Source organism: Pseudomonas sp. MF5691 (assembly GCF_016405645.1).
GTDB classification, from domain to species: domain Bacteria; phylum Pseudomonadota; class Gammaproteobacteria; order Pseudomonadales; family Pseudomonadaceae; genus Aquipseudomonas; species Aquipseudomonas shahriarae.
Window position 1 is genome coordinate 1 of record NZ_JAEKDC010000029.1, and the last position, 20,763, is coordinate 20,763.

Here is a 20,763-nt window from a genome sequence, read left to right on the forward strand (position 1 = left end):
GCCACCTCATGAACGCTACTGGCAGACAGACACTCTTCAATCAGTGATTGCTTGAGCGCTAGGTTGTATTTCGTCATGGAACACCCTCCCGAGGGGTCAGGTGTCCAACATTCGGGGGGCAGTTCACAGCCAGTTGCAGATCCGCCAGCAACTGCACCCCACCCCGGCACTGCAACTCGATCCGGGTATTGCCCAGCTTGACCAGCCACGGGCTCAACAGCGCCAGCTCGTGCCCCAGCAATTCACCTTCGGCCCGAAGGCAACTCATGCCCGCGCCATTGACCTGCAATCGCCCTTCCCAACGTCCGTCCAGCACGAACATCGGCGCGGGCAAGGCGCTGACCGCACGCGGTGCCATCTGCGCCTGCCAGTTCCACGGCCAGCCACGGATCGACAGCTCCCAGATGCGCTGTTGAAAGCCCAGGTTCACTTGCGCCGCCCACGGCCGGATCTTCCAGTCCACCGGCGCCAGGGCTCCGACGCGTGCCGCACGGCCAGTCCACAGGCTGCCCGAAACGCTGCCGGGCTGCCAGCCGGTCGGCCATGGCAACTGGCGGGCAACGAAGGCGGCCGGCAGTTCCAGCAGCACGGTCAGGCTGAACACCCAAATACCCCAGAGGATGACCGCGCGACTCATGGCCGCGCCGCCACTTCCAGGCTGAAGGCATAACCCTGGCCGCCGCCCTGCTCCAGGCTCCACTGCACAGGTCGCCCACCCTGCTCTTGCACGGTCCGTAGCAGCAGCTGCAGGGCCTGGGGCCCCGGTAGCTCGCCCTGCAATTGCCAGCGGTCGCCCTGCTGTTCAACGCGGGTCAGTACCCATTGGCGCGACACGGCCAGGGCCTGCCACTGCTCGTTGGAGAACGCCGCTGGCGGCACCAGCGCGCCGGCCTGTTGCGCCAACGCCTGCCACTGGCGGGCATCCTGCCAGGCCGCCAGCAGCGGCCGTGTCACCAGCACCAGCAACAACAGCCCGACGGTTGACCAGCCGGCCAACAGGCCATAGCGGCGCTTGGGCGGCAGTTGGTTGAAGTGGGCCAGGTACTCCAGCATCCGGGCTTTCATGGTTGTTCTCCCAGATCAAAACTCAGGTGCAGTTGACCGGCGACATGTTGCGCCTGGTCAGTCCATTGCGCGCCGGCAGCCTGGGCCATGGCCTGCCATTCGGCGGGCAGCGGCTGGGGGCCATTGCCGCGCAAGGCCAGGCGCCAACGACTGCCGTCAAACTCGATGCGCGACACCGACCAGCCCGGTTGCTGCTGCAACCAACCCGAGAGCGCCTGCTCCAGGGCCACGATTTTTTGTTGACGCACCTGCCATTCGGTCGCCTCGCCCTGCACCCGCGCCAGGGCCGTACGCGCCTGTTGCGGGTTGTTGGCCGGCCCGGCCAGCGCCCTGACCTGGGCTTTCCAAACATCAACCTGGCGCAGACTCTGCACCAGATACACCGCACTCCAACACGCCGCCAGCACCACGCAACCCAGCAGCAAGTGTCGTTGTACGCGGCTCACCCGTGGCGCTCGCGGCCCCCGTGTACGCGTCGGCCGCATACCCTCCAGCACACTGGGCAACTGCTCCAGGCGCGCCAGGCGCGACGGCCAGTCGCCCTCGAGCGTCTCGCCAGGCAGGTCGCGCCAAGCCTGGGGCAAGCGCTCACCCAATACCGGCGGCCACACCAACCATTGCCGGGAATGCGCCTTGAGGCAACGCAGCGATTCGCGCCGCCACTCCACCACCTGCCCAGGCTCTGCTGGCGGCAACAACTGCAACTCCGCCCAGCCATGGGTGATCTGCAGCCCAAGCGCGGCACACTCGGCCAGCCATTGCTGGACCTGCTCGCGTTGCATCACCAACAACTCAAGCTGCCCGGCCTCGCGGGACAGGCAACTGACCAGCAACGCTTCGCCAGGCTGCTGCGCATACTCTTCAAACAACTGCGGCCACTCGTGGCGCTTGAGCCCCGGCGGCGCCGGCAGGCAGAAATGACTGCAATCGAGCGCTGGAATAATCAAGGCGCCCGGCAGTTGCAGCAGCGCCGACGGTGGCGGCCAGGCGCCGCTTGCGCAAGCCTGGTGCGCGCTGTAGTGCAACCACTGCCAACGGCCCTCGGCGGTGGCCGGCGGGCGCACCAGCAACCATTCCCGCGGTTTGCCCCGCAGACGCTCAAACATGCCTGCGCTCCGGCTCATGGCTGGGTATCGGGCAAGGCGAAAGTACAGACATAAGGGGCTCCATGGTGCTCGAACTCGATCCGCACGCCGCGATTGGGCTGGGCGGCAACAGTAGAAGGAAAGGCCAGCCAGCGCGTGCCTTGGTAAAAACTGAACGTGGCGCGCTCGACCGGCGCCAGTGACTCCTTGAGTTGCCAGCGCGGCTTGTCGGCGGCGTACAGGTCGGCCGAGACCAGCAGGTTCAAGCGCTGCTGGCGCGCATCGAACATCAGGCGCTGGCGTTGCACACGCGACGCGCCTTCTGCCGGCGGCCAGGCGCCCAGGGCCACCCACTGCAATTGCCCAAGGCTCGGCTGCCACTCCAGCCACGCCAGGTCCAGGGGCAAGCGCTGCTCGTACAACTGGCGCAACACCAGGCCATCGAAGCGGCGCTCCAGGGCCATGCAGAACTCCAATACCTGGGGTTCGCTGCCGGGCTCGTCCAGGCGCTCACGCACCTTGACCCAGCCATTGACCAAGGCCGCCAGCAACACCCCGACCACCGCCGTAAGGGCCATGGCTACCAACAGCTCAATCAGGGTCAGGCCACGCTGCGCCGCCTTCATGGGCGCACCAGGAACAAGCTGAACTGACCCAGGGGCTGACGCTGCTGGGGATCGGCAAATAAGCTCAACTCACCCCTGCGCAAGCGGTTGACCCCGGTGTTGCCCAGGGTCAGTTGCCAGTAACAGGTGGCAGGCCCCTGACGCAGCTCGCCGCTCACCGCATTGATCTGCGGCCAGTACTGTTCCACGCCAAACCGCGTCTCCAGCTCCCGCGCGCACAAACTGCCCAGGCGATGTTGCGCGACCGCTTGATGGGTGGCGATGCGCTGGCGCAACAACTGGCTGACCATCACCGCCATCAACGCGGCAATCCCCAGGGCGACCATGACTTCGAGCAAGGTAAAACCGCGCTGGCGCTTCATGGCAGGGTCGCGATATGCAAGGTGTTGTCCGCTTGCCATTGCCAACGCTGGCGGCCCTCGGCCCAGCGCCAGGTGAGTGACACCGGGCGGGCCAGCCCCGACGGGGTGAACATCACCTGGGGCTCGCGGCTCACCGGCCAGTCAGGTTGCAAGCCGGCCGGCCAGGGCGCACCGCGCGAGGGTGCGACCTGCCACCCAGGCGCACCCCGCCCCACCTGCCAGCGCACGAACTCCGGGCTGCGGCCATTCCAGCGCAAGCCCAGCAACTGCCCGGCATGCCGCGCCTGGGCCGCCTGGCTGCGCGCCTCGCTGGCCAGTTGGGCCAGGGCCTGGCGCATCGGCGCCTGGCCAGCGTCCAGGTAGGCCACGCCCAGGGCACTGAACAAGCCGACGATCAACAACACCACCAGCATTTCCAGGAGCGAAAACCCGCGACTGCGCTGCATGCCTAGAGGTCCCAGTTACCGATATCGGCGTCGGTGCCTTCGCCGCCTTCCTGGCCGTCGGCGCCCAGGGAAAACAGGTCCACCCGGCCATGCTGCCCTGGGGTGCGATAGCCATAGGCATTGCCCCACGGGTCCTCAGGCAGCCGGCGGATGTAGCCGTCGGCACGCCAACTGCGCGGTAAGGGCTCCAGGCTCGGCTTGCTGACCAGGGCCTGTAAACCCTGCTCCGAGGTGGGGAATCGCAAGTTGTCGAGGCGGTACATATCCAGCGCCTGCTCCAGGGTCGCCAGGTCGGCCAGGGCCTTCTGGCGCATGGCTTTGTCCTGGCTGCCGAGTACGCTGGGCGCAACCACCGCGATCAACAGGCCGATGATAAAAATCACCACCATGATTTCCATCAGGGTAAAGCCGCGCTCGCGACGCTTGACCGCACGATTGCCAGGCATGGCGTGCTTTTGCATTTCAAGTTCTCCGTTTTCAGGTTGTCTGTTCAAAGGCTCAGGCCCTGATTGAGCTGCATGATCGGCAGCAACACCGCCAGCACGATGAACAGCACCACCGCGCCCATCAGCAGAATCATCAGGGGTTCGAATAACGCCAGCAGCAGGTCGACCTGGCGCGCAAACCCACGCTCCTGGTTGTCGGCGACGCGCTCCAGCATGTCGGGCAAGGTGCCGCTGGCCTCGCCGCTGGCGACCATGTTCAGCAGCATTGGCGGGAAGTGCCCGCTGGCACTCAGGGCGCGGTACAGGGTCACGCCGCCTTCGACCTGCTCACGCACCGCCTCCAGGGCCTGGTGGATCTGCCGGTTGCCAACCGTGGCGGTGGCCACCTCCAGGGATTCGAGCAATGGCACGCCACTGCCGAGCAAAATCGCCAGGCTGCGTGAGACCCGTGCGCTTTCCAGCACCGACAACAGCACGCCAATGCGCGGCAGGCGCAAGGCCAGGCTGTCGCGGCGCAAGCGCCATACCGCCTGGCGCAGCAACACCCGCGCGCCCAGCGCCAGCAACAAGCCCAGCCCCAGCAACCACGGGCCGAGCATCACCAGGCCCTCGCTGGCGCCGATCAGCACCCGAGTAATCAGCGGCAGGCTTTGCCCGGTGTGGCTGAACTGCTCGGTGAGCTTGGGCACCACAAAGGTCATCAGGCCGATCACCACCGCCAGCGACACCAGGATCAGTACCGCCGGGTAGATCAACGCCGTGCGCGCCTTGTGCCGTTGTTTCTGCACTTGCTCCAGGTGCTCGGCCAGGCGCTCCAACACCGGCGCCAATTTGCCCGAGCGCTCGCCGGCCTCGACCAGTGCGCAATACAGGGTATTGAACTGCCCACCCTGGCGGCGCAGGCTCTGGGCCAGGCTCAAGCCTTCGCCCAGGGCACCGCGCACCGCCACCAGCAGGTTGCGAATCGCCGGCTCCGCCAACTGGCGTTCCAGGGTGGCCAAGGCATCCACCAAGGGGATGCCGGCGCTCAACAGCGTGGCCAACTGGCGGGTCAATTCGCACAGTTGCCCATGGTTCAACCGTTGCCCGCGCGGGCTCGACAGGCTTGCGCCCTGCACCTGCAACTCACGGGCAAACAGGCCCTGCTCACGCAGCAGTTGTCGGGCATGGCGCTCGTTTTCCGCCTGGATGCTGGCTTTGCGGCGATTGCCGCGCAGGTCCAGCGCCTGGTAGCGATAGGTCGGCATCAGTCGCGCACCGCACGCAGAACCTGCTCCAGGCTGGTTTCGCCACGGCGCAGGCATTCGGTGGCCATGGCGGTCAGGCTCTGGCGCTTGTCGGCGAGGTATTCGTGCATGGCCGCTTCGCTGGCGCCGTCGTACAACAGGCTGATCAAGCCGGCATCCAGGGTGATGAATTCATAGAGGCCGATCCGCCCGTGGTAACCACTGCCCTGGCAGTCGTCGCAGCCCTGGGGGTGAAAGCTGTGTTCCAGCAGGGCCAGCTCCGGCCACAACTGGCGCTCGGCGGCCAGCAACGGTGCCGGCGTTGCGCAATGGCACAAACGCCGCACCAGACGCTGGGCCATCACGCCCTTGAGGCTGGAGGCGATCAGGAACGGTTCGATGCCCATGTCCCGCAACCGCGTGACCGCGCCCACCGCGCTGTTGGTGTGCAGTGTCGACAGCACCAGGTGCCCGGTAAGGCTGGCTTGCACCGCGATCTGGGCGGTCTCCTGGTCGCGGATTTCGCCGAGCATGATCACGTCCGGGTCCTGGCGCAGGATCGCCCGCAGGCCGCTGGCGAAGGTCATGCCGGCGCGGGGGTTGATCGCGGTCTGGCCGATGCCGGTAATCGCGTACTCCACCGGGTCTTCGACGGTGAGGATATTGCACGAACCATCGTTCAGCGCATTCAGGCTGGCATACAGCGTGGTGGTCTTGCCCGAGCCGGTGGGCCCGGTGCTCAGCAAGATCCCGTTGGGCCGCGACAGGCAGGCGCGCAGAGCCTGTTCGACCTCTGCAGGCATGCCCAGGTTGTTCAGGTCCAGCAGGTTGGCCTGCTTGTCCAGCACACGCATTACCACACGTTCGCCGTGAATGCCGGGCAAGGTCGAAACCCGGATATCCACCTCGCGCCCGCCGGAGCGCAAGGTAATGCGCCCGTCCTGGGGCTGGCGTTTTTCGGCGATATCCAGGCGCGCCATGACCTTGATCCGCGACACCAGCATGGCCGACAAGGCCCGTGGCGGGCGCAGGATCTCGCGCAGATGGCCGTCCACCCGCAAGCGCACCACCAGGCTCTGTTCGAAGGTCTCGATATGGATATCCGAGGCCCGCAAGCGCAGGCCTTCAGCGAACAGGCCATTGATCAGGCGGATCACCGGCGCTTCGTTGTCACTCTCCAGCAGGTCTTCGATCCGTGGCAGCTCGTTGATCAGGCTGTCGAGATCGACCTGCTCGCCGATGCCCTCGATCAACGCTGCCGTGGCCGACTCGCCGGCCTGGTACAAGGCCCCCAGGCGCAGTTCGTATTGGGCCGGATCGAGGTGCTCGACCAGCGTCGGCAGGCCATGCACGCGCAGCACTTCCTGCAAGGCGTCGGTGTCGACATCCTCGCGCAAACACAAGGTCCAGCCTTGCGCGCCCGGCGCCCGCGCCAGGCCCGCCTGGCGTGCCAGTCGATAGGGCAACAACGTACTCACCACACGCCCTCGTCGAGACGCTCGCGGCTGGCCGGGAACAGGCGCAGCAAGGCGTTGTTATCGGAGATCGCGGGCAATGCCAGGTTCGAATTGACCTTGAGGTTGCGGTACTTCTCGCTGCTCAGTTGGGCCAGGGTTTCGCCGTCACGCATGATCCGCGGGCGGATAAACACCATCAGGTTCTGCTTGGTGCGCTGGCTGGCGTTGGAGCGGAACAGCCGCCCTATCCCTGGGATATCGCCGAGCCACGGCACACGCTGGTCACTGTTTTTGGCCTCGTCGCCGATCAGCCCGCCCAGCACCACCAGGCCGTTGTCTTCGACCATGACCTTGGTCTTGATCTCGCGCTTGTTGGTGATCACATCGCTGGCGCCGGTACTCTCGGCAATCGACGAAACCTCTTGCACGATGTCCAGGCGCACGGTGTTGTCGATATTGATCTGCGGCTTGATCCGCAGCTTGATCCCCACTTCCTTGCGCTCGATGGTCTGGTAGGGGTTGGTGTTGTTCTGTGTCACCGAGCCCGTCACAAACGGTACTTCCTGGCCCACCAGGATCGACGCTTCGGCGTTGTCCAGGGTCAGCAGGGTCGGGGTCGAGAGCAGGTTGAAGCCACTTTCGCTTTTCAATGCATTGAGCAGCGCAAGGAAGTTCAGCCCGCCGCCATTGAGCTTGCCAAAGCCGGCGGTCGCCCCTGGCACATTGGCCAACAGCTTGCCCAGGCCTGCGGTGTCGCCGCTGCCAGCGGCCCCGGCCAGGCCAGCGATGCTCGTCCCACCATTGGTAAAGTTCACCGCGCCGCCGCCAAACGAGTCGCCCAAAAACAGCCATTGCACCCCCAGTTCCTGGGCGCGGGTGTCGGAGACTTCGGCGATGATTGCTTCCACCACCACCTGGGCGCGGCGGATATCCAGTTGTTCGACGATGGTGCGGTAGGCGGCGATTTCGCTGTCCGGGCCGACCATCACCACGGCGTTGGTGCCCTCCTCCGATTCCATGCGAATGCCTGAGGCGCTGACCGCCATCTGCTTGGGCGCACCTTCGGTGGGCACGCCTTCGCCACCGGCGCCCGGGGTGTCCTGGCTCAAGCCGCGCAGCACCTTGACCACCTCAGCCGCATTGGCATGGCGCAGGTACATCACCACCGTGTTCGAAGGTCGCAAGGCAGTTTGTGGCTGGTCCAATTGCTTGAGCAACGCGCGCACCCGCTGGCGGCTGTCGGCACTGCCGCGTACCAGCAACGCGTTGCTGCGCGGGTCGGCAACCACCTGCGCGCCATCGGCGCCCTGCTCGCGGGCCAGCAGGCGGGTCATCAATTGTGCGGTGTCGTTGGCGCTGGCATTGACCAGGGGCAGCACTTCCAGGGGCTCCTGGCTGACCTGGTCGAGTTGCTGCAACAGCGCGTCGATACGGTCGAGATTGCTGCGCCAGTCGGTGATCACCAGCAGGTTGGCCGACGGGTACGGGCTGATCACTCCCACCCGGGGGTCAATCAGCGGCTTGAGGATATTGAGCATCTGTTCACTGGCGGCGTTGCGCACACTGAATACCCGGGTGGCCATGCCATCGTTGGCTTGCACGGCCTGGCGTGCAGACTCCACCGGCACCGGCTCCAGGCGCGCGGCCTGGTCCGGCACGATTTTCACGCTGCCATTGGGCAGGTTGACCGCAGCAAAACCCTGGGCGCGCAACTGGGCGAGGAAGATGTCATAGATGGCCTCGCTGCCGAGCATATCGAGGCTGCGCACCGTGACCTTGCCCTTGACCCGTGGGTCGATGATGAAGGTGGTGTTGGTGATGCGCGACACGCTGTCGATAAAGTCCGTGAGTTCGGTGTCGATGAAGTTCACTTCATACAAGGCCGGCGCGTCTTCGGCGTGGGCTGGAGTCACACTCAAGGCCAGGCACAATGCGCTCAGGCCCAGGCATTTATTGATCATGTGCATCGTCGGTTCATTCCTTGCGCTTGAGGCCGATCACCGGTCGCTCAGTCGGCCATGGCAAGCGCTCGCGCTGCCCTTGATTGTCGAAAATCAGCCCCTGGTCATCAATGTCTTGCAGGACGATGCCGGGGGCCAGGCGCTGACCCAGGGTCAGCGTGCGTTCTTGTTGCTGATAGCGCAGGACCAGTACCGTGGCGCGCAGCGGCGTGGCCTTGAGGCTGCCCAGGTAATCGACCTTGAGGGTGGTCAACGGCAGGTCGTCGCTGGGGGCCTGACGCGGTGTCCAGTGGTTGCTCAACAGGTCGGCGACCGGCGCCGCTGGCGGGTTTAGCGCGATCGGTTGCGCGATGCCGTGCCACAGTTGCAGCACACATTGCGCTGCCAGCCAGGCCAGGAGCGTTGCCAGCAGCAGGTTGCCCGCACGGTTCAACTGACCAGGCTCCGTGGATGCCATCCCGGATGCCCCTGCACGTAGCGCACTTCGGGCAATTGCAGCGGCGCCAGTTGCCAATCCGCCGGCTGCTCGCGCAACCAGCCTTCAAGGTGCTGCCACAGCGGTTGCCCGGCATCGGCGGCAAAGCCCAGGCCAAAGGTGCGGCAGGTGCCGACCGGCTCGGCAAACTCACTGACCCGCTTGCCGCCCGGGCTATAGGTGACCTGCCAGGGTTGGCCGAGCCAGCGTGGCAAGTCCTGGCTGTTATCCAATAGCAGTGGTTCGCCAAACAGCTGTTCGGCGCCGTTTTCCAGGACCTGGCGCACCTGCTGCGCCGGGACATCCACGACCGGCGCCGGGTAGCTGGCGCTCAGGCTGATCAAGTGTTCGCGGGTAATCATCTGGCCACGGGCCAAGGGGCTGTCATAGCGCAGGCCCGGCAGCAGTACCGCGCTCTTGGGCTCGCGGGCCAGGGCCTGGTGCAACAGGCGATCCCAACTGCCGGCGCGCACATCGCGGCGCCAGAGGTTTTCCGGGGCCTTGGCCAAGGGTTGGTCGAGCCACGCCGCGTGGGCAGCGCGCTGTTGTTGCAGGCGTGGTTGCAGGCGCTGGGCGTGGGCCTGGGCGGGAGCGTCCAACGCGCTGGCCTGGGCCGCAAAAAAGCGCGCATCAAAGCGCCATTGCCCGGCCTGAGCCTGGCAGCGGATACGGAAGGCGCCGCTGGCCCGGGTCCCGCCCAGCACCACCGGGACGCGCTTGCCGGAGCTTTGCAGGATTTCTACCGGCTGCGGCCACAGGTCCTGGCCGCGGGCACACAACATCAAGTCCACCTGACTCAGGCGCTCGGCCAGCCAGAAGCCCGGGCCGGTACCGACATCGGCCAGGGCCACCACCAGGTCGGCTTCTTCACGGGCCTGGGTGAGCACCGGTTGCAGGCTGTGCAACCACTCTTTCAAAGACCCTTGCTGGTCCCGCGCATAAGGGTCGGTAATGCCAACCACGGCGATGCGCACGCCGCCCCGGCGGAACACCTGCATGCCTGGGGTGGCCAGGCGTTGCGCGCTGGCGCTGGCCAGCCCGGCGCCCAGCACCGGGTGGCCGAATTGCTGGTACAGGCCCTGGCATTGTTCGGGCCATAGCACGCGCTCGTCGCTGCTGACTCGCACTTCGCTGCCGAGCAACTGGCTGCCCTGGACCCCGGACAGGCCACGGGTCAGGTAAGCCAGGCCGCTGCCGTTCCAGCACTGGCCGTTTTCCAGGGTCAGGCTATTCTCAGGCCCGGCTTCATCGCGCAGGCGTTGCAACACCGCGCCGAGTACCGCGTAGCCGCCGGTTTGCACACCGTCACTTAAGGAGGCATCCAGCAGGCCATCCAACTGGCTGCCATCGACCTGGCGAAAACGCGCATTGGCCCCCGTAATCCAAGGTGCCTGGCCGATGCGCGTCGCCGGCCCCAGGCGTGTGGCGGGCACCACCGGGCGACCCGGCAGGCGTGCATCGAGGGTGTCAGCGATATACAGCAGGTCGACCGGCTGGCTGTCCGCAGGCCCCGCCGCAGCCCCCCGGCTGGAGCAGCCGGCCAGCCACGGGGCACAGGCGCCCAGCGTCATCCATCCCAATACATCGCGCCGCACCATTGAAACCATTGTTCTCTCACCCTGAGGCTAACTGCTTTAAGGGCGGCATAGTGGGGGTCAATTAATGACGGTTTAATGTCAGTTTTTTAACAGGAGTGAAATATGCAAATCTGCAACAAAAGGAAATAAAAAAATTAAACTTAAATACATTTTTAACAAAACCGACCGCGAATCATCACATTCGGCTCTTAGAGTTCGGGCTCCTTTCAAAAATCGTGATCTACAAAGGACCTGATGAAATGAGTCGAGAGACTGGCGACAACCAGAATCGCAACCTGAGCCTCAATGAGCCGATGGAATCGGTACTCACTGCCTACCTGAGCCGCCGCAGTGTGGTACGGGGCGGGCTCGGCGCCGCGATCGCCATGATTGCCGGTACCGGCCTGACGGGCTGTTTTGACAGCGGCGGTGGCTCGGACAACGACACCCCTACCCAGCCGCCAAAGCCGGCACTGAAACTGGGCTTCAACTCGATCCCCGGCTCCCTCACCGATGCCTGCACCGTGGCCGCCGGCTACACCGCCCACGTGCTGGCCCCTTGGGGTACGCCGCTGAACAGCAACGCTGCCCCCTGGAAAAGCGACGGCAGCAACACCTCGACCGACCAGGCCAACGCGGTAGGCATGCACCACGACGGCATGCACTTCTTTCCAATCAATGGCAGCTCCACCGACGGCCTGCTTGCGATCAACCACGAATACATCGATGCGCAAGCCCTGCACCCGGCGGGCCCGACCCTGGTCGGCGGTGTTCGTCCGGTCGAAGAAGTGCGCAAGGAAATCAACGCCCACGGTGCGGGCGTGATGCGCATCAGCAAGGTCAACGGCCGTTGGCAGGTGATGGAAAACGATCCGTTGAACCGCCGCTTCACCACGGCTACGGTGATGGACCTGGCGGGGCCGATGAAAGGCACCGAGCACGTAAAAACCAAATTCTCGCCGACCGGCACCCAGACCCGCGGCACCAACAACAACTGTGGTAACGGCTATACCCCGTGGGGCACCTACCTCACCTGCGAAGAAAACTGGCCAGGGATTTTCGTCAATAAAAGTGGCGCCCGCCCGGCAGACCAGGTACGCATCGGCGTGGGCACCGGCAACGGCAACTATCGCTGGGAGAGCGTTGCCGGTGATCCAAGCGAGGTCAACGGTGAGTTCAGCCGCTTCGACGTGACCCCAAGCGGCGCCACCGCCACTGATGACTACCGCAACGAAGCCAGCACCTATGGCTACATCGTTGAGATCGACCCGTACAACGCTTCGACCCGCGCCGTGAAACGCACCGCCCTCGGCCGTTTCCGCCACGAAGGTTGCTGGCCGGGCCTGACCACCGCCGGCAAGCCAGTGGTGTTCTACAGCGGTGACGACTCGCAGAACGAGTACCTGTACAAATTCGTCTCCACCGCTTTGTGGGACCCGGCAGACGCCAACCCCAGCGACCGCCTGGCCACCGGCGCCAAGTACATGGACAGCGGTAAACTCTACGTGGCGCGCTTCAATGCCGACGGCAGCGGCAACTGGTTGCTGCTCGACGTGGCCAGCCCGACCGTGGATGGCAGCACCCTGGGCGCGAAGTTCACCGACCTGCCGGGGATCATCCTCAACACCCGTGGGGCGGCCGACGCCGTGGGCGCCACACCGATGGACCGCCCGGAGTGGACCTCGGTCAACCCGCTCAATGGCGACGTCTACCTGACGCTCACCAACAACACCAGCCGCACCGTGGCCAACGCCGCCAACCCGCGCGTCAAAAACAAGCACGGGCACATCATTCGCTGGCATGACGCGGACAACCAGGTGTCCTTCACCTGGGACATCTTTGTGTTTGGCGCCAACGCCGCTGGCGCCCCGGACATCAACCGCTCAGGCCTGACCACGCTGAACCAGTTCGCCAGCCCGGATGGCATGACCTTCGACAGCCGTGGCGTAATGTGGATCCAGACCGACAACGGCGAAAAAACCCTGACCGACTACACCAACGACCAGATGCTGGTGGTGATCCCGACCAATATGGTCGATGCCCAGGGCAAGCAAGTGCCGGTCAATGCGCAGAATCAGGCCGACTTGCGCCGCTTCTTCGTCGGGCCTAACGGTTCTGAAGTGACGGGGGTGACCTTCACACCCGATAACAAGACGGTGTTCGTCAACATCCAACACCCGGACAACTGGCCGTCCACCGGTGTGGCTACCGACGTCACGGTCGGCACAGTCCGCCCTCGCGCCTCCACGGTTGTGATCCAGCGTGCTGACGGGGGTGAATTGGCGATCTGATCCAGCGGCAGGAGCCGGCCCGGCTCCTGCATCACGATCCTTGTGGGAGCTGTCGAGCTCCGGCGAGGCTGCGATGACGAGGTCATTACCAGCATGGATGTTGGCTGATCTACCGCTATCGCAGCCTCGCCGGGGCTCGACAGCTCCCACATTTGCTTTGTGGTGATCTCAAAATCAACAGGTGGGATCTCGGGTTTGCGCCACACTGCACAGCAAATGTGGGGGCTTGCCTGCGATGGCGGTGGATCAGCCGCCAGAAACAGTGACTGGACTGCCGCTTTCGCGAGCAAGCCCGCTCCCACAGGGGATCTGCGCGGGGCAGAGAATGTTGGCACCACCACAAATCAAATGTGGGAGCTGGCTTGCCTGCGATGGCGGCAGGTCAGCCAATAGATTTATCGACTGATACACCGTCATCGCGGGCAAGCCCGCTCCCACACAAATCCGCTCCCATACGCGCTATAACGGCAAAGGCTCGCGTGAGCGCAGCAGCATGCCCTGCGCCGGCACCCGCGCATGCCACTTCACGACCCCCTGGGCCTCGACACGGTACTGGCTGCGAAAGCGCTGGCCATCCAGGTCTATGTCCAGGAGCAGTAGAAAGTGGTCACCGTTGAGCTGCAGACCTTCGCTCAAGCGCTCGAACATCGCGTCGTCCATCGCCCCCAGGGCCTGGCGCAGTTCGCCCGCATCGCGATAGCCCCCCGCCGGCCGCGCGCTGACCAAGCGGGTCAGCACCGAACGCGACACCTCGCCCTCGTACAACGCATCCAGCAGCGGCAGCATTTCCAGGTTCAACGCATTGGCATTCAGGCGCCAGCCCGCCGTCTCGTCCAGGCTGCATAACTGCGGGTAACGCAACGCCCGCAGCGCGTCGGGCACCGCCAGCAGGTTCAGCTCGCTGATATCGCGCATGCGTTGATTGGCCGCCAGGCGCGGTGGCGACTGGCGCAAGTATTCGTTGCTTTCGGCACCTTGCAGGCGGGTCTGCTGGTCGGCGTCGAGCCAGTCGGCCAGAGTCTGGGCCAGGCGTTCGGCGGCCATGTCCGCCCCCAGCAGATGCACCAACTGGCGCTGGGCACGTTCGGCTTCGGGGCCGATCAGCGCGTTGACGTTGAAGCAGGTGTGCAGGTCGCGAATCTGGATGCTCGCCTTGCCCCCCTTGAAGTCATAAGCCAACGGCTGCCCGCGCATGGCCTGCCAGAACAACGGGCTGGCGCGCCACAGCGGGTCTTGCAGGGCCTGTTCGGTAAAGGCCAGCGCCGCCCGTTCGATCGCGCGGGCCTGCACCCGCTGTTGCACCAGACGCACGCTGTCGACCTGCTGGCGCCCCTGCTCGACCATCCAGGCCATGCCCCCCGCCAGCATCGCCAGGGCCACCAGCACCATCAATAACGCCGCCCCCTGCTGCCGTTTCTTGTCCATTGCCACGCCACCTTTTATGCAGATCCTGGCGACAGTCAACACAGTGGATGTTTCAACCAAGTGGCAGACTCACACAATTCCCGCTAAACCGTCACCGCGCCGTCATAAAGCCTCGGCAAACTGCGCCTTCATATTTCAAATCAATGGCTTGGAGTGGCGTTATGGGCGGTATAGGGATTTGGCAACTGGTCATCGTGCTACTGATCGTGGTGATGCTGTTCGGCACCCGGCGCCTCAAGGGCCTGGGCAGTGATGTGGGTGAGGCCATCAAGGGCTTTCGCTCCTCCATGGGCAACGAACCCGGCGCCCAAGCGGCAGAAAAAACCAGCCTTGAGGTGCAAGCAGAACCTCAGCGACCTGCCGACAGCAAACTCTGATGTTCGATATCGGTTTTAGCGAACTGCTGCTGGTGGGCCTGGTGGCGCTGCTGGTGCTGGGCCCCGAGCGCCTGCCGATTGCCGCGCGCAATGCCGGGCTGTGGCTGGGCCGGGCCAAGCGGGCGATGAATACGCTCAAGGCCCAGGTCACCCAGGAACTGGACCACGAACACCTGTTGCAGAGCATCGACCAGCAACCCTTGCGGCAACTGGAGCAGCAACTGCGCGACGGCATCCGCCTGGACGCCCCGCTGCCAGAAACCGCCACGCCCAAAGGACCACCTGCCCCATGAGCGACCTGCCCTTGCCTGCTCCGCGCCTGTCGGTGACCGGCCACCTGACCCGGTTGCGCTCGCGCCTGGTGCGCTGCGTCCTGGCGATCCTCCTGGTGTTTTGCGCGCTGTTCCCCTTTGCCCAGCAGCTCTACAGCTTCGTCTCGCAACCGTTGCGCGATTTCTTGCCCAGCGGCGCAACCATGATCGCCACCGGGGTGACGTCACCCTTCCTGGCGCCGCTCAAGCTGACCATGATGATTGCCCTGTTTATCAGCATGCCGCTGTTGCTGCACCAGGCCTGGGGCATGATCGCACCGGCGGTGTATCGCCAGGAACGCCGCACCGCCGCCTGGTTGCTGGCCGCCAGCGTGGTGCTGTTTTACCTGGGCATGGCGTTCGCGTTTTTCCTGGTGTTCCCGATGATGTTCGGCTTCTTTACCAGCGTGACCCCGGACGGCGTGGCGATGATGACTGATATCGCCCTGTACCTGGATTTCATCCTCGCGCTGTTGCTGGCGTTCGGCCTGGCGTTTGAAATTCCGGTGGCCACCTTCCTGGTGATCTGGGCCGGTATCACCGATGTGCAGACCCTGCAAAAGAGCCGGCCGTATGTGATCGTCGGCTGCTTTGTGGTGGGCATGCTACTGACCCCGCCGGATGTGTTTTCGCAGACCATGCTGGCGGTGCCGATGTGGATTCTGTTTGAGCTGGGGCTGCTGGCCAGTCGGTCGGTGAGCAAGCCGCGCACAGACGTACCGGCGGCGGATACGGCGGGCTAATTGCGGCGTGGCCCAGGGCCCGCAGACAATGACGCACCGCGCACGATAAACAAAATGTTGACTTAGTAAGGCGCCAAGATAAACTGCGCCTTATGAATATTTTAGAGAACAAACACCACATCATGCTGCGCGAGCTTGATGGGGTGCCAGCCGAGGTCAGGGACAGTGTCAAGCTGTGCTTCGAGCTGCTGTCGGCCGCGGCCGCGATCAATCGTGTGTGTGCCATCCGCCTGGCTCGCTACAACCTGTCGGAGGGCCGCTTCGTCATCATGCTCACCCTCAAGAGTGCCGGCGGGAAGCTGTCGCCGCTGGAGTTGGCGACCCGCCTTTCAATTACCACCGGCACCGTTACCGGCTTGCTCGATGGCTTGCAGGGCGACGGGTTTATCAAGCGCAAAACCGACCCGACCGACCGACGCAAGCTGATTATCAGCCTGACCACCGACGGTAAACGCGTGGTCGATGAGGTGTTTGCCGAACACACGGATTGGATCAGCGGCATCATCCAGGGCTTGAGCATTGAGCAGCGCCAGGCATTGTCCGAGTCGATTTATTGCATCTCGGCCAGCCACGCACTGTCCCAGCAACTGCCGGATGAGCATTAGGCCCGGGTTTCAATTGCTTCAATCGCGGTAGTCACACAAGGAGGTGTTTGATGCTGCACAGTCAGCGAGTGATGACCAATTTCGGCAGGAAGCCACGGATCCACAGTGGCGTCGATGTCATCCGCCACAGCATGGTTTCCCTGGAACGCTACATCCCACCCACGCTTTACCGGCGCTTGTTTATCAAGCGTATCGCCCGCCATTCCCTGGCCATCGAAGGCTTTGAGTTTCGCCCGGTGCAAAGTCTGTTCGAACTGGAAGAGGCCTTGCGCCTGGTCAACGACAGCTATGCACGGCGCGGTATCTCCACAGTGTGCCGGGCCGGAATGCGCTTTTCGGCGTTCCACCTGTTGCCGGGCACCACCACCTTTGTGGCGATCAAGGATCAACAGATCGTCGGCACCGTCTCGTTGATCGAGGATTCCATGCTCGGTTTGCCCCTGGAAGAAGTCCATGGCAACGAGGTCGTCATGCAGCGCCTGGCCGGCGGCCGGCTGGCAGAGGTCGGCACCCTGGCGGTGGCTGCAGGTTACCGAGGCAAAGGGGTGCCCTTGATGCTCTACAATGCGATGTTTCGCTGGGCCATGCATTTTCGCGGGGTACAGCGCTTGCTGATCGCCGTGCATCCGCGGGCGGGGGCGTTTTATCGCAATGTATTGTTCTTCTCCCCCATGGGCCGGGTGCAGCCCTACACCAAGCTAAACAACGCCCTGTCGCTGCCCTTGTGTCTGGATCTGGGCAACGCGCCGGCGATTTTTCAGCAGGCTTATCAGCGCCCCACCCTGAGGTTTTCCGTCGAAGGCCAGCGCACGCACTTCTTCGATTTTTTCTGCCGCAGTGACTACGCCCATATCCGCCTGCCCGCTACCGGCAGCGTACGCCGCTGGGACGCGCAAGAAGTGCTGACGCATATGGCGCGCTGTGGCGTGCATGGCCGAAACCTGTCGCCACGGGTCCAGCGAGCACTGGCCCTGGCGTAAGCACGTTCAAACGTCATTTCATGGAGGAAGCAGTATGGACAGCGGATTGCTGCGCGCGATATTCAGGGAAATAACGATCAAGCAACCGTTCGAGCGCATACCCGAACCGGCCTTGGTCATGGAAGCACAACAGAGTGTGGCGTCCTATGCCGACAGTGCGGCCCAGGGCCAGGCCTTGTCCGGCACCCACCTTTATCACTGTGCGCAGATGTGCGCGCTGATCAAGCCCGGCGACGTGGTGCTGGACATCGGCTGCGGCCCGGCGGCCCTGTTGCTGCAAGTCGCACGGCTCAACCCACGGGCCGAATTCATTGGCATGGACCTGTCGCAGAACATGCTGGAAGTGGCGCGTGAAGCGTGTCATCAGCAAGGCATCGACAACGTGCAACTGGTTGAAGATGACATGACTCGGCTCAGCATGATCGCTGACCGCAGCGTGGATGTAGTGATCTCGTCGATGGCCCTGCATCACCTGGAAAACCTTGGCCAGTTGGAAGGTACTTTTCGCAATATCTCCCGGGTACTGCGCAATGACCGGGCGATTTACCTGAATGACTTCGGGCGCCTGAAAACCATCGAGTCCGTCGACTACTTTGTCCAGCGCGCCAGCGACGGCGCGGACGCGGAAACCCTGTTGGACTATCGAAACTCGCTGCTCGCGGCTTTCTCGCTGGAAGAGTTCCAGACCCTGGCCGCCAGTTACCTGGGCCCGTGTGCCAAGGTCTATAGCACCGCGTTCAGCCCGTTGATGATGGTGATTCGCACGCCCAAGCGACGCTGCGTGAAGGTAATGAAACCCGAGTTCCGCCGCCGCTACACTGCGCTACCCGCCAGTCGCCAGGCGGATGTGAACCAGTTGCGCCTGTTCCTGCGCCTGGGAGGCCTGGCCAGTGCCTTTTGAATCCGCCCACCTGACATTTGCCCAGCAACAATGGCGCGAGGTTCTCGGTGACGCGGGTGTGCGCGTCGACCCGGCAAGCATCGAGCGTTTCGGGCAAGACACCATGTGTTCCCCCGCGTATGCCAGGGTGGTGATTGCGCCACGCTCAACCGAGCAAGTCTCGGCATGTATGGTGATCGCACAGCGTCATGGGGTTGCCGTGCATCCGATCAGCACCGGGCACAACTGGGGTTATGGCAGCGCCTCGACCAGCGACGCCCGCTGTGTGCTGATGGATTTGTCCGGGATGGACCGGGTTCTGGGGTTCGATGAGGAGCTGTCGGTGGTGACCCTGGAGCCAGGGGTGACCCAGGGCGATCTCGCCCGTTATCTACAGGAGCACAACTTGCCCTGGCTGACACCCGTCACCGGCGCGGGCCCGACCTGCAGCGTGCTGGGCAATGCACTGGAGCGCGGTTTTGGCATCACCCCCCATACCGATCACTTTCAGGCGGTACTAGGCATCGAAGCGGTGCTGGCAGACGGCACGCTGTACCGCTCGCCAATGGCCCTGGGGGTCACGGCGCCCTGCTTCAAATGGGGTGTGGGACCGTACCTGGACGGGCTGTTCAGCCAGAGCGGGCTGGGCGTGGTGACGCAAATGTCGATTGCCCTGGTGCGCAAGCCCGAGGTTATCCAGCCGTTTTATTTCTGGGTGGATGAAGAGCAAGGGCTGGAAGCCGCGTTGGCAGGGATCAAGCGCATGCTGGACCTGGCCCCCGGGCAGATTGGTGGTATCAACCTGATGAACCGCACACGGCTATTGACCATGGCCAGCGAAGACACCCAGGTGGTGGGCATGAGTGAAGAGGAGCAACGGGCCGCCGCCGATGCCCTGGGCCTGCCGGCGTGGATGGGCGTCGGTTCGATCTATTGCCAGAAAGCCCAGTACGCCCCGCTCAAACACATGATCAACCGTGAACTTGAGGCTTTCGCCAGCAAATCGATGTTCAAGAGCCGTGGTCAGTTGACCACCGCTCGACGCTTGCTAGGCCATCTGCCCGGCGGCTGGTCCCGGCGCTGGCAGCGGACCCTGGGCAAGATGCTGCAAGGCATCGACCTGATGGAAGGCCAGCCCAGCGAAGTGGCCCTGCCGTTGGCCTACACTGCCGGCGCCAAGCCGCTGCCCGATGCGCCCCTGAACCCGGCGCGGGATAACTGCGGGCTGATCTGGTACGCACCGATCCTGCCGCTGAAAATCCAGGAGGTCGCCGATTTTGTGCGCGCCATGGAGCGTCGGTGCCGCCAGCAGCAAATGCCTTGCCCGGTGACGCTGACCAGCCTGTCGAGTCGTGCCATCGACTGCACCGTACCGCTGCTGTTCGATCGTGCGGACGCCCAGGCGTCAACCCGGGCCCATGAGTGCTATCGCCAACTGTTCGCCCAAGGCAAGGCACAGGGCGTATTGCCGTATCGCGTGCCCGCCAGCTTCATGCACCTGCTGACCGACGCTCAGGGGCCCGCCTGGCAGCTCGGGGCGCGGATCAAGGCCGCATTGGATCCGGGCAACCTGCTTTCACCAGGGCGTTACTGCGCCACAAACCCAACGCCTGACCAGGCCATGACCGCGTAGGTGGTATCGAGATGAGTGAGGAACGCAAGGACCTGATTGACCAGGGCCGCCTGGCCACCCGCAATCTGGGCGAGTGTCTGGCCGTTGACCAGGTAGCGCTGGCAGCGGCCCTTGGCGCGCAGTTGGAGCCGTCTCTGGCGCGAACACTTTACAGCGCAGCCCAGGCCGGCCAGGCCCTGGGCATTTCCAAGAAAGTCGCCGCCCTGGGCCTTGCGCTGGGGCAGTGGCTGGAGAGCGCCGCCCTGCCCCTGCGCGAGCAGACCTGGGGCCTGCTGCTGGAGCATCCGTCGGACACCGTGCGCAGTTGGGCGGCCTTTGCCAACGCCTACTGCCAACGCAACAGCGAACCGGAGCAGGCTTTGCTGAGCCAGTTCCGATTCGCCACCGACCCGCATTTCGGCGTGCGCGAATGGGCCTGGATTGCCTTGCGACCGTTGCTGGCCCGGGACCTGACGGGCGCACTGGAGATGCTACGCCGCCATGCCCGCAGCGATGACCCGCTGATCCGCCGTTTCTGCGTTGAAATCCTGCGCCCGCGTGGGGTCTGGTGCGAGCACATCGCCCCGCTCAAAGCCGAGCCGCAGATGGCCGAACCCTTGCTGATTGCCATGCTCGATGAAACCGACAAATACGCCCAGGACTCGGTCGCCAACTGGATCAACGACGCCAGCAAGACCCGGCCGGATTGGGTGCAGCATTTGTTCGAGCGCTACCCACCCAGCGGCAAAGCCGCCACCAGGATTTTTACCCGGGCTACCCGCAGCCTTTCTCAATAGATGTGAACAGGAGTCA

General features: G+C 64.2%; 22 protein-coding genes. 9 read left to right on the forward strand and 13 right to left on the reverse strand.

Going from position 1 to position 20,763, the window contains the following annotated elements:
- Positions 1-73: 73 nt before the first annotated feature.
- From JFT44_RS25615 to JFT44_RS25670, 12 genes are read right to left on the reverse strand one after another with little or no spacing between them, the layout of a single operon-like run.
- The gene (locus JFT44_RS25615) at positions 74-637 is read right to left on the reverse strand and encodes a general secretion pathway protein GspN (protein ID WP_198831393.1); all 564 of its coding nucleotides are present in this window, start codon (positions 635-637) and stop codon (positions 74-76) included.
- On the reverse strand, positions 634-1,065 hold the full coding sequence (gspM, locus tag JFT44_RS25620) for a type II secretion system protein GspM (RefSeq protein WP_170044174.1): 432 nt from the start codon (positions 1,063-1,065) through the stop codon (positions 634-636). The genes JFT44_RS25615 and gspM overlap by 4 nt, the downstream gene beginning before the upstream one ends.
- Positions 1,062-2,171, reverse strand: a complete 1,110-nt coding sequence (locus JFT44_RS25625) for a GspL/Epsl periplasmic domain-containing protein (protein WP_198831394.1) — start codon at positions 2,169-2,171, stop codon at positions 1,062-1,064. Before JFT44_RS25625 ends, gspM begins: the two co-directional genes overlap by 4 nt.
- A gap of 14 nt (positions 2,172-2,185) precedes the next feature.
- Positions 2,186-2,776 carry a prepilin-type N-terminal cleavage/methylation domain-containing protein gene (locus JFT44_RS25630; protein ID WP_198831395.1) on the reverse strand — a complete coding sequence of 197 codons (591 nt, stop codon included), beginning with the start codon at positions 2,774-2,776 and terminating at the stop codon, positions 2,186-2,188.
- On the reverse strand, positions 2,773-3,138 hold the full coding sequence (locus JFT44_RS25635) for a type II secretion system protein (RefSeq protein WP_057440952.1): 366 nt from the start codon (positions 3,136-3,138) through the stop codon (positions 2,773-2,775). The genes JFT44_RS25630 and JFT44_RS25635 overlap by 4 nt, the downstream gene beginning before the upstream one ends.
- Positions 3,135-3,584, reverse strand: a complete 450-nt coding sequence (gspH, locus tag JFT44_RS25640) for a type II secretion system minor pseudopilin GspH (RefSeq protein ID WP_169989783.1) — start codon at positions 3,582-3,584, stop codon at positions 3,135-3,137. The genes JFT44_RS25635 and gspH overlap by 4 nt, the downstream gene beginning before the upstream one ends.
- A 2-nt stretch (positions 3,585-3,586) precedes the next feature.
- Entirely contained in the window at positions 3,587-4,045 is a 459-nt protein-coding gene (gene gspG / locus JFT44_RS25645; protein WP_269835616.1) for a type II secretion system major pseudopilin GspG, read from the reverse strand.
- Positions 4,046-4,074: 29 nt separating this feature from the next.
- Entirely contained in the window at positions 4,075-5,277 is a 1,203-nt protein-coding gene (gene gspF, locus JFT44_RS25650) for a type II secretion system inner membrane protein GspF (protein WP_057440948.1), read from the reverse strand.
- The gene (locus JFT44_RS25655) at positions 5,277-6,725 is read right to left on the reverse strand and encodes a GspE/PulE family protein (RefSeq protein WP_081044222.1); all 1,449 of its coding nucleotides are present in this window, start codon (positions 6,723-6,725) and stop codon (positions 5,277-5,279) included. The genes gspF and JFT44_RS25655 overlap by 1 nt, the downstream gene beginning before the upstream one ends.
- A 5-nt stretch (positions 6,726-6,730) precedes the next feature.
- Positions 6,731-8,680, reverse strand: coding sequence for a type II secretion system secretin GspD (gspD, locus tag JFT44_RS25660; protein ID WP_143110470.1), 1,950 nt, complete (start codon positions 8,678-8,680; stop codon positions 6,731-6,733).
- A gap of 7 nt (positions 8,681-8,687) precedes the next feature.
- Positions 8,688-9,131, reverse strand: a complete 444-nt coding sequence (locus tag JFT44_RS25665) for a pilus assembly protein PilZ (RefSeq protein ID WP_169989782.1) — start codon at positions 9,129-9,131, stop codon at positions 8,688-8,690.
- On the reverse strand, positions 9,104-10,756 hold the full coding sequence (locus tag JFT44_RS25670; RefSeq protein WP_169960641.1) for a lipoprotein UxpA: 1,653 nt from the start codon (positions 10,754-10,756) through the stop codon (positions 9,104-9,106). The genes JFT44_RS25665 and JFT44_RS25670 overlap by 28 nt, the downstream gene beginning before the upstream one ends.
- A gap of 230 nt (positions 10,757-10,986) precedes the next feature.
- On the opposite strand from JFT44_RS25670, the gene JFT44_RS25675 reads away from it, so the two are divergent.
- Positions 10,987-13,017, forward strand: a complete 2,031-nt coding sequence (locus JFT44_RS25675) for a PhoX family phosphatase (RefSeq protein ID WP_186625214.1) — start codon at positions 10,987-10,989, stop codon at positions 13,015-13,017.
- A gap of 459 nt (positions 13,018-13,476) precedes the next feature.
- Here the strand turns inward: JFT44_RS25675 and gspK are convergent, their stop codons facing one another.
- Positions 13,477-14,442 (reverse strand): type II secretion system minor pseudopilin GspK, encoded by a 966-nt coding sequence (gene gspK / locus JFT44_RS25680; protein ID WP_057440944.1) that lies wholly within the window; start codon positions 14,440-14,442, stop codon positions 13,477-13,479.
- A gap of 161 nt (positions 14,443-14,603) precedes the next feature.
- Between gspK and tatA the strand changes: the two genes are divergently transcribed.
- The 8 genes from tatA (at position 14,604) to JFT44_RS25720 (ending at position 20,747) form a co-directional block, all read left to right on the forward strand.
- Entirely contained in the window at positions 14,604-14,819 is a 216-nt protein-coding gene (gene tatA, locus JFT44_RS25685; RefSeq protein WP_115128392.1) for a twin-arginine translocase TatA/TatE family subunit, read from the forward strand.
- Positions 14,819-15,112: a Sec-independent protein translocase protein TatB gene (gene tatB / locus JFT44_RS25690; RefSeq protein ID WP_057440939.1), complete on the forward strand. Its 294-nt coding sequence runs from the start codon at positions 14,819-14,821 to the stop codon at positions 15,110-15,112. The genes tatA and tatB overlap by 1 nt, the downstream gene beginning before the upstream one ends.
- A complete protein-coding gene (tatC, locus tag JFT44_RS25695; protein ID WP_057440938.1) occupies positions 15,109-15,873 on the forward strand; it encodes a twin-arginine translocase subunit TatC in 765 nt (254 codons plus the stop codon). The genes tatB and tatC overlap by 4 nt, the downstream gene beginning before the upstream one ends.
- Positions 15,874-15,965: 92 nt before the next feature.
- Complete coding sequence (locus JFT44_RS25700; RefSeq protein WP_057440936.1) at positions 15,966-16,478, forward strand: MarR family winged helix-turn-helix transcriptional regulator; 513 nt, start codon at positions 15,966-15,968, stop codon at positions 16,476-16,478.
- A 50-nt stretch (positions 16,479-16,528) separates the two neighbouring features.
- A complete protein-coding gene (locus JFT44_RS25705) occupies positions 16,529-17,458 on the forward strand; it encodes a GNAT family N-acetyltransferase (protein ID WP_198831396.1) in 930 nt (309 codons plus the stop codon).
- A gap of 34 nt (positions 17,459-17,492) precedes the next feature.
- Positions 17,493-18,359, forward strand: a complete 867-nt coding sequence (locus tag JFT44_RS25710) for a class I SAM-dependent methyltransferase (protein WP_057440933.1) — start codon at positions 17,493-17,495, stop codon at positions 18,357-18,359.
- A complete protein-coding gene (locus JFT44_RS25715; protein WP_198831397.1) occupies positions 18,349-19,971 on the forward strand; it encodes an FAD-binding oxidoreductase in 1,623 nt (540 codons plus the stop codon). The genes JFT44_RS25710 and JFT44_RS25715 overlap by 11 nt, the downstream gene beginning before the upstream one ends.
- Before the next feature lie 11 nt (positions 19,972-19,982).
- The gene (locus JFT44_RS25720; protein WP_057440929.1) at positions 19,983-20,747 is read left to right on the forward strand and encodes a hypothetical protein; all 765 of its coding nucleotides are present in this window, start codon (positions 19,983-19,985) and stop codon (positions 20,745-20,747) included.
- Positions 20,748-20,763: the final 16 nt, after the last annotated feature.

Excerpts from the sequence above, each read along its gene's own strand:
- JFT44_RS25615 (WP_198831393.1), bottom strand. The coding sequence starts at position 637 with ATGAGTCGCGCGGTCATCCTCTGGGGTATTTGGGTGTTCAGCCTGACC.
- gspM (WP_170044174.1), bottom strand. The coding sequence starts at position 1,065 with ATGAAAGCCCGGATGCTGGAGTACCTGGCCCACTTCAACCAACTGCCG.
- JFT44_RS25625 (WP_198831394.1), bottom strand. The coding sequence starts at position 2,171 with ATGTTTGAGCGTCTGCGGGGCAAACCGCGGGAATGGTTGCTGGTGCGC.
- JFT44_RS25630 (WP_198831395.1), bottom strand. The coding sequence starts at position 2,776 with ATGAAGGCGGCGCAGCGTGGCCTGACCCTGATTGAGCTGTTGGTAGCC.
- JFT44_RS25635 (WP_057440952.1), bottom strand. The coding sequence starts at position 3,138 with ATGAAGCGCCAGCGCGGTTTTACCTTGCTCGAAGTCATGGTCGCCCTG.
- gspH (WP_169989783.1), bottom strand. The coding sequence starts at position 3,584 with ATGCAGCGCAGTCGCGGGTTTTCGCTCCTGGAAATGCTGGTGGTGTTG.
- gspG (WP_269835616.1), bottom strand. The coding sequence starts at position 4,045 with ATGCAAAAGCACGCCATGCCTGGCAATCGTGCGGTCAAGCGTCGCGAG.
- gspF (WP_057440948.1), bottom strand. The coding sequence starts at position 5,277 with ATGCCGACCTATCGCTACCAGGCGCTGGACCTGCGCGGCAATCGCCGC.
- gspD (WP_143110470.1), bottom strand. The coding sequence starts at position 8,680 with ATGCACATGATCAATAAATGCCTGGGCCTGAGCGCATTGTGCCTGGCC.
- JFT44_RS25665 (WP_169989782.1), bottom strand. The coding sequence starts at position 9,131 with ATGGCATCCACGGAGCCTGGTCAGTTGAACCGTGCGGGCAACCTGCTG.
- JFT44_RS25670 (WP_169960641.1), bottom strand. The coding sequence starts at position 10,756 with ATGGTTTCAATGGTGCGGCGCGATGTATTGGGATGGATGACGCTGGGC.
- JFT44_RS25675 (WP_186625214.1), top strand. The coding sequence starts at position 10,987 with ATGAGTCGAGAGACTGGCGACAACCAGAATCGCAACCTGAGCCTCAAT.
- gspK (WP_057440944.1), bottom strand. The coding sequence starts at position 14,442 with ATGGACAAGAAACGGCAGCAGGGGGCGGCGTTATTGATGGTGCTGGTG.
- tatA (WP_115128392.1), top strand. The coding sequence starts at position 14,604 with ATGGGCGGTATAGGGATTTGGCAACTGGTCATCGTGCTACTGATCGTG.
- tatB (WP_057440939.1), top strand. The coding sequence starts at position 14,819 with ATGTTCGATATCGGTTTTAGCGAACTGCTGCTGGTGGGCCTGGTGGCG.
- tatC (WP_057440938.1), top strand. The coding sequence starts at position 15,109 with ATGAGCGACCTGCCCTTGCCTGCTCCGCGCCTGTCGGTGACCGGCCAC.
- JFT44_RS25700 (WP_057440936.1), top strand. The coding sequence starts at position 15,966 with ATGAATATTTTAGAGAACAAACACCACATCATGCTGCGCGAGCTTGAT.
- JFT44_RS25705 (WP_198831396.1), top strand. The coding sequence starts at position 16,529 with ATGCTGCACAGTCAGCGAGTGATGACCAATTTCGGCAGGAAGCCACGG.
- JFT44_RS25710 (WP_057440933.1), top strand. The coding sequence starts at position 17,493 with ATGGACAGCGGATTGCTGCGCGCGATATTCAGGGAAATAACGATCAAG.
- JFT44_RS25720 (WP_057440929.1), top strand. The coding sequence starts at position 19,983 with ATGAGTGAGGAACGCAAGGACCTGATTGACCAGGGCCGCCTGGCCACC.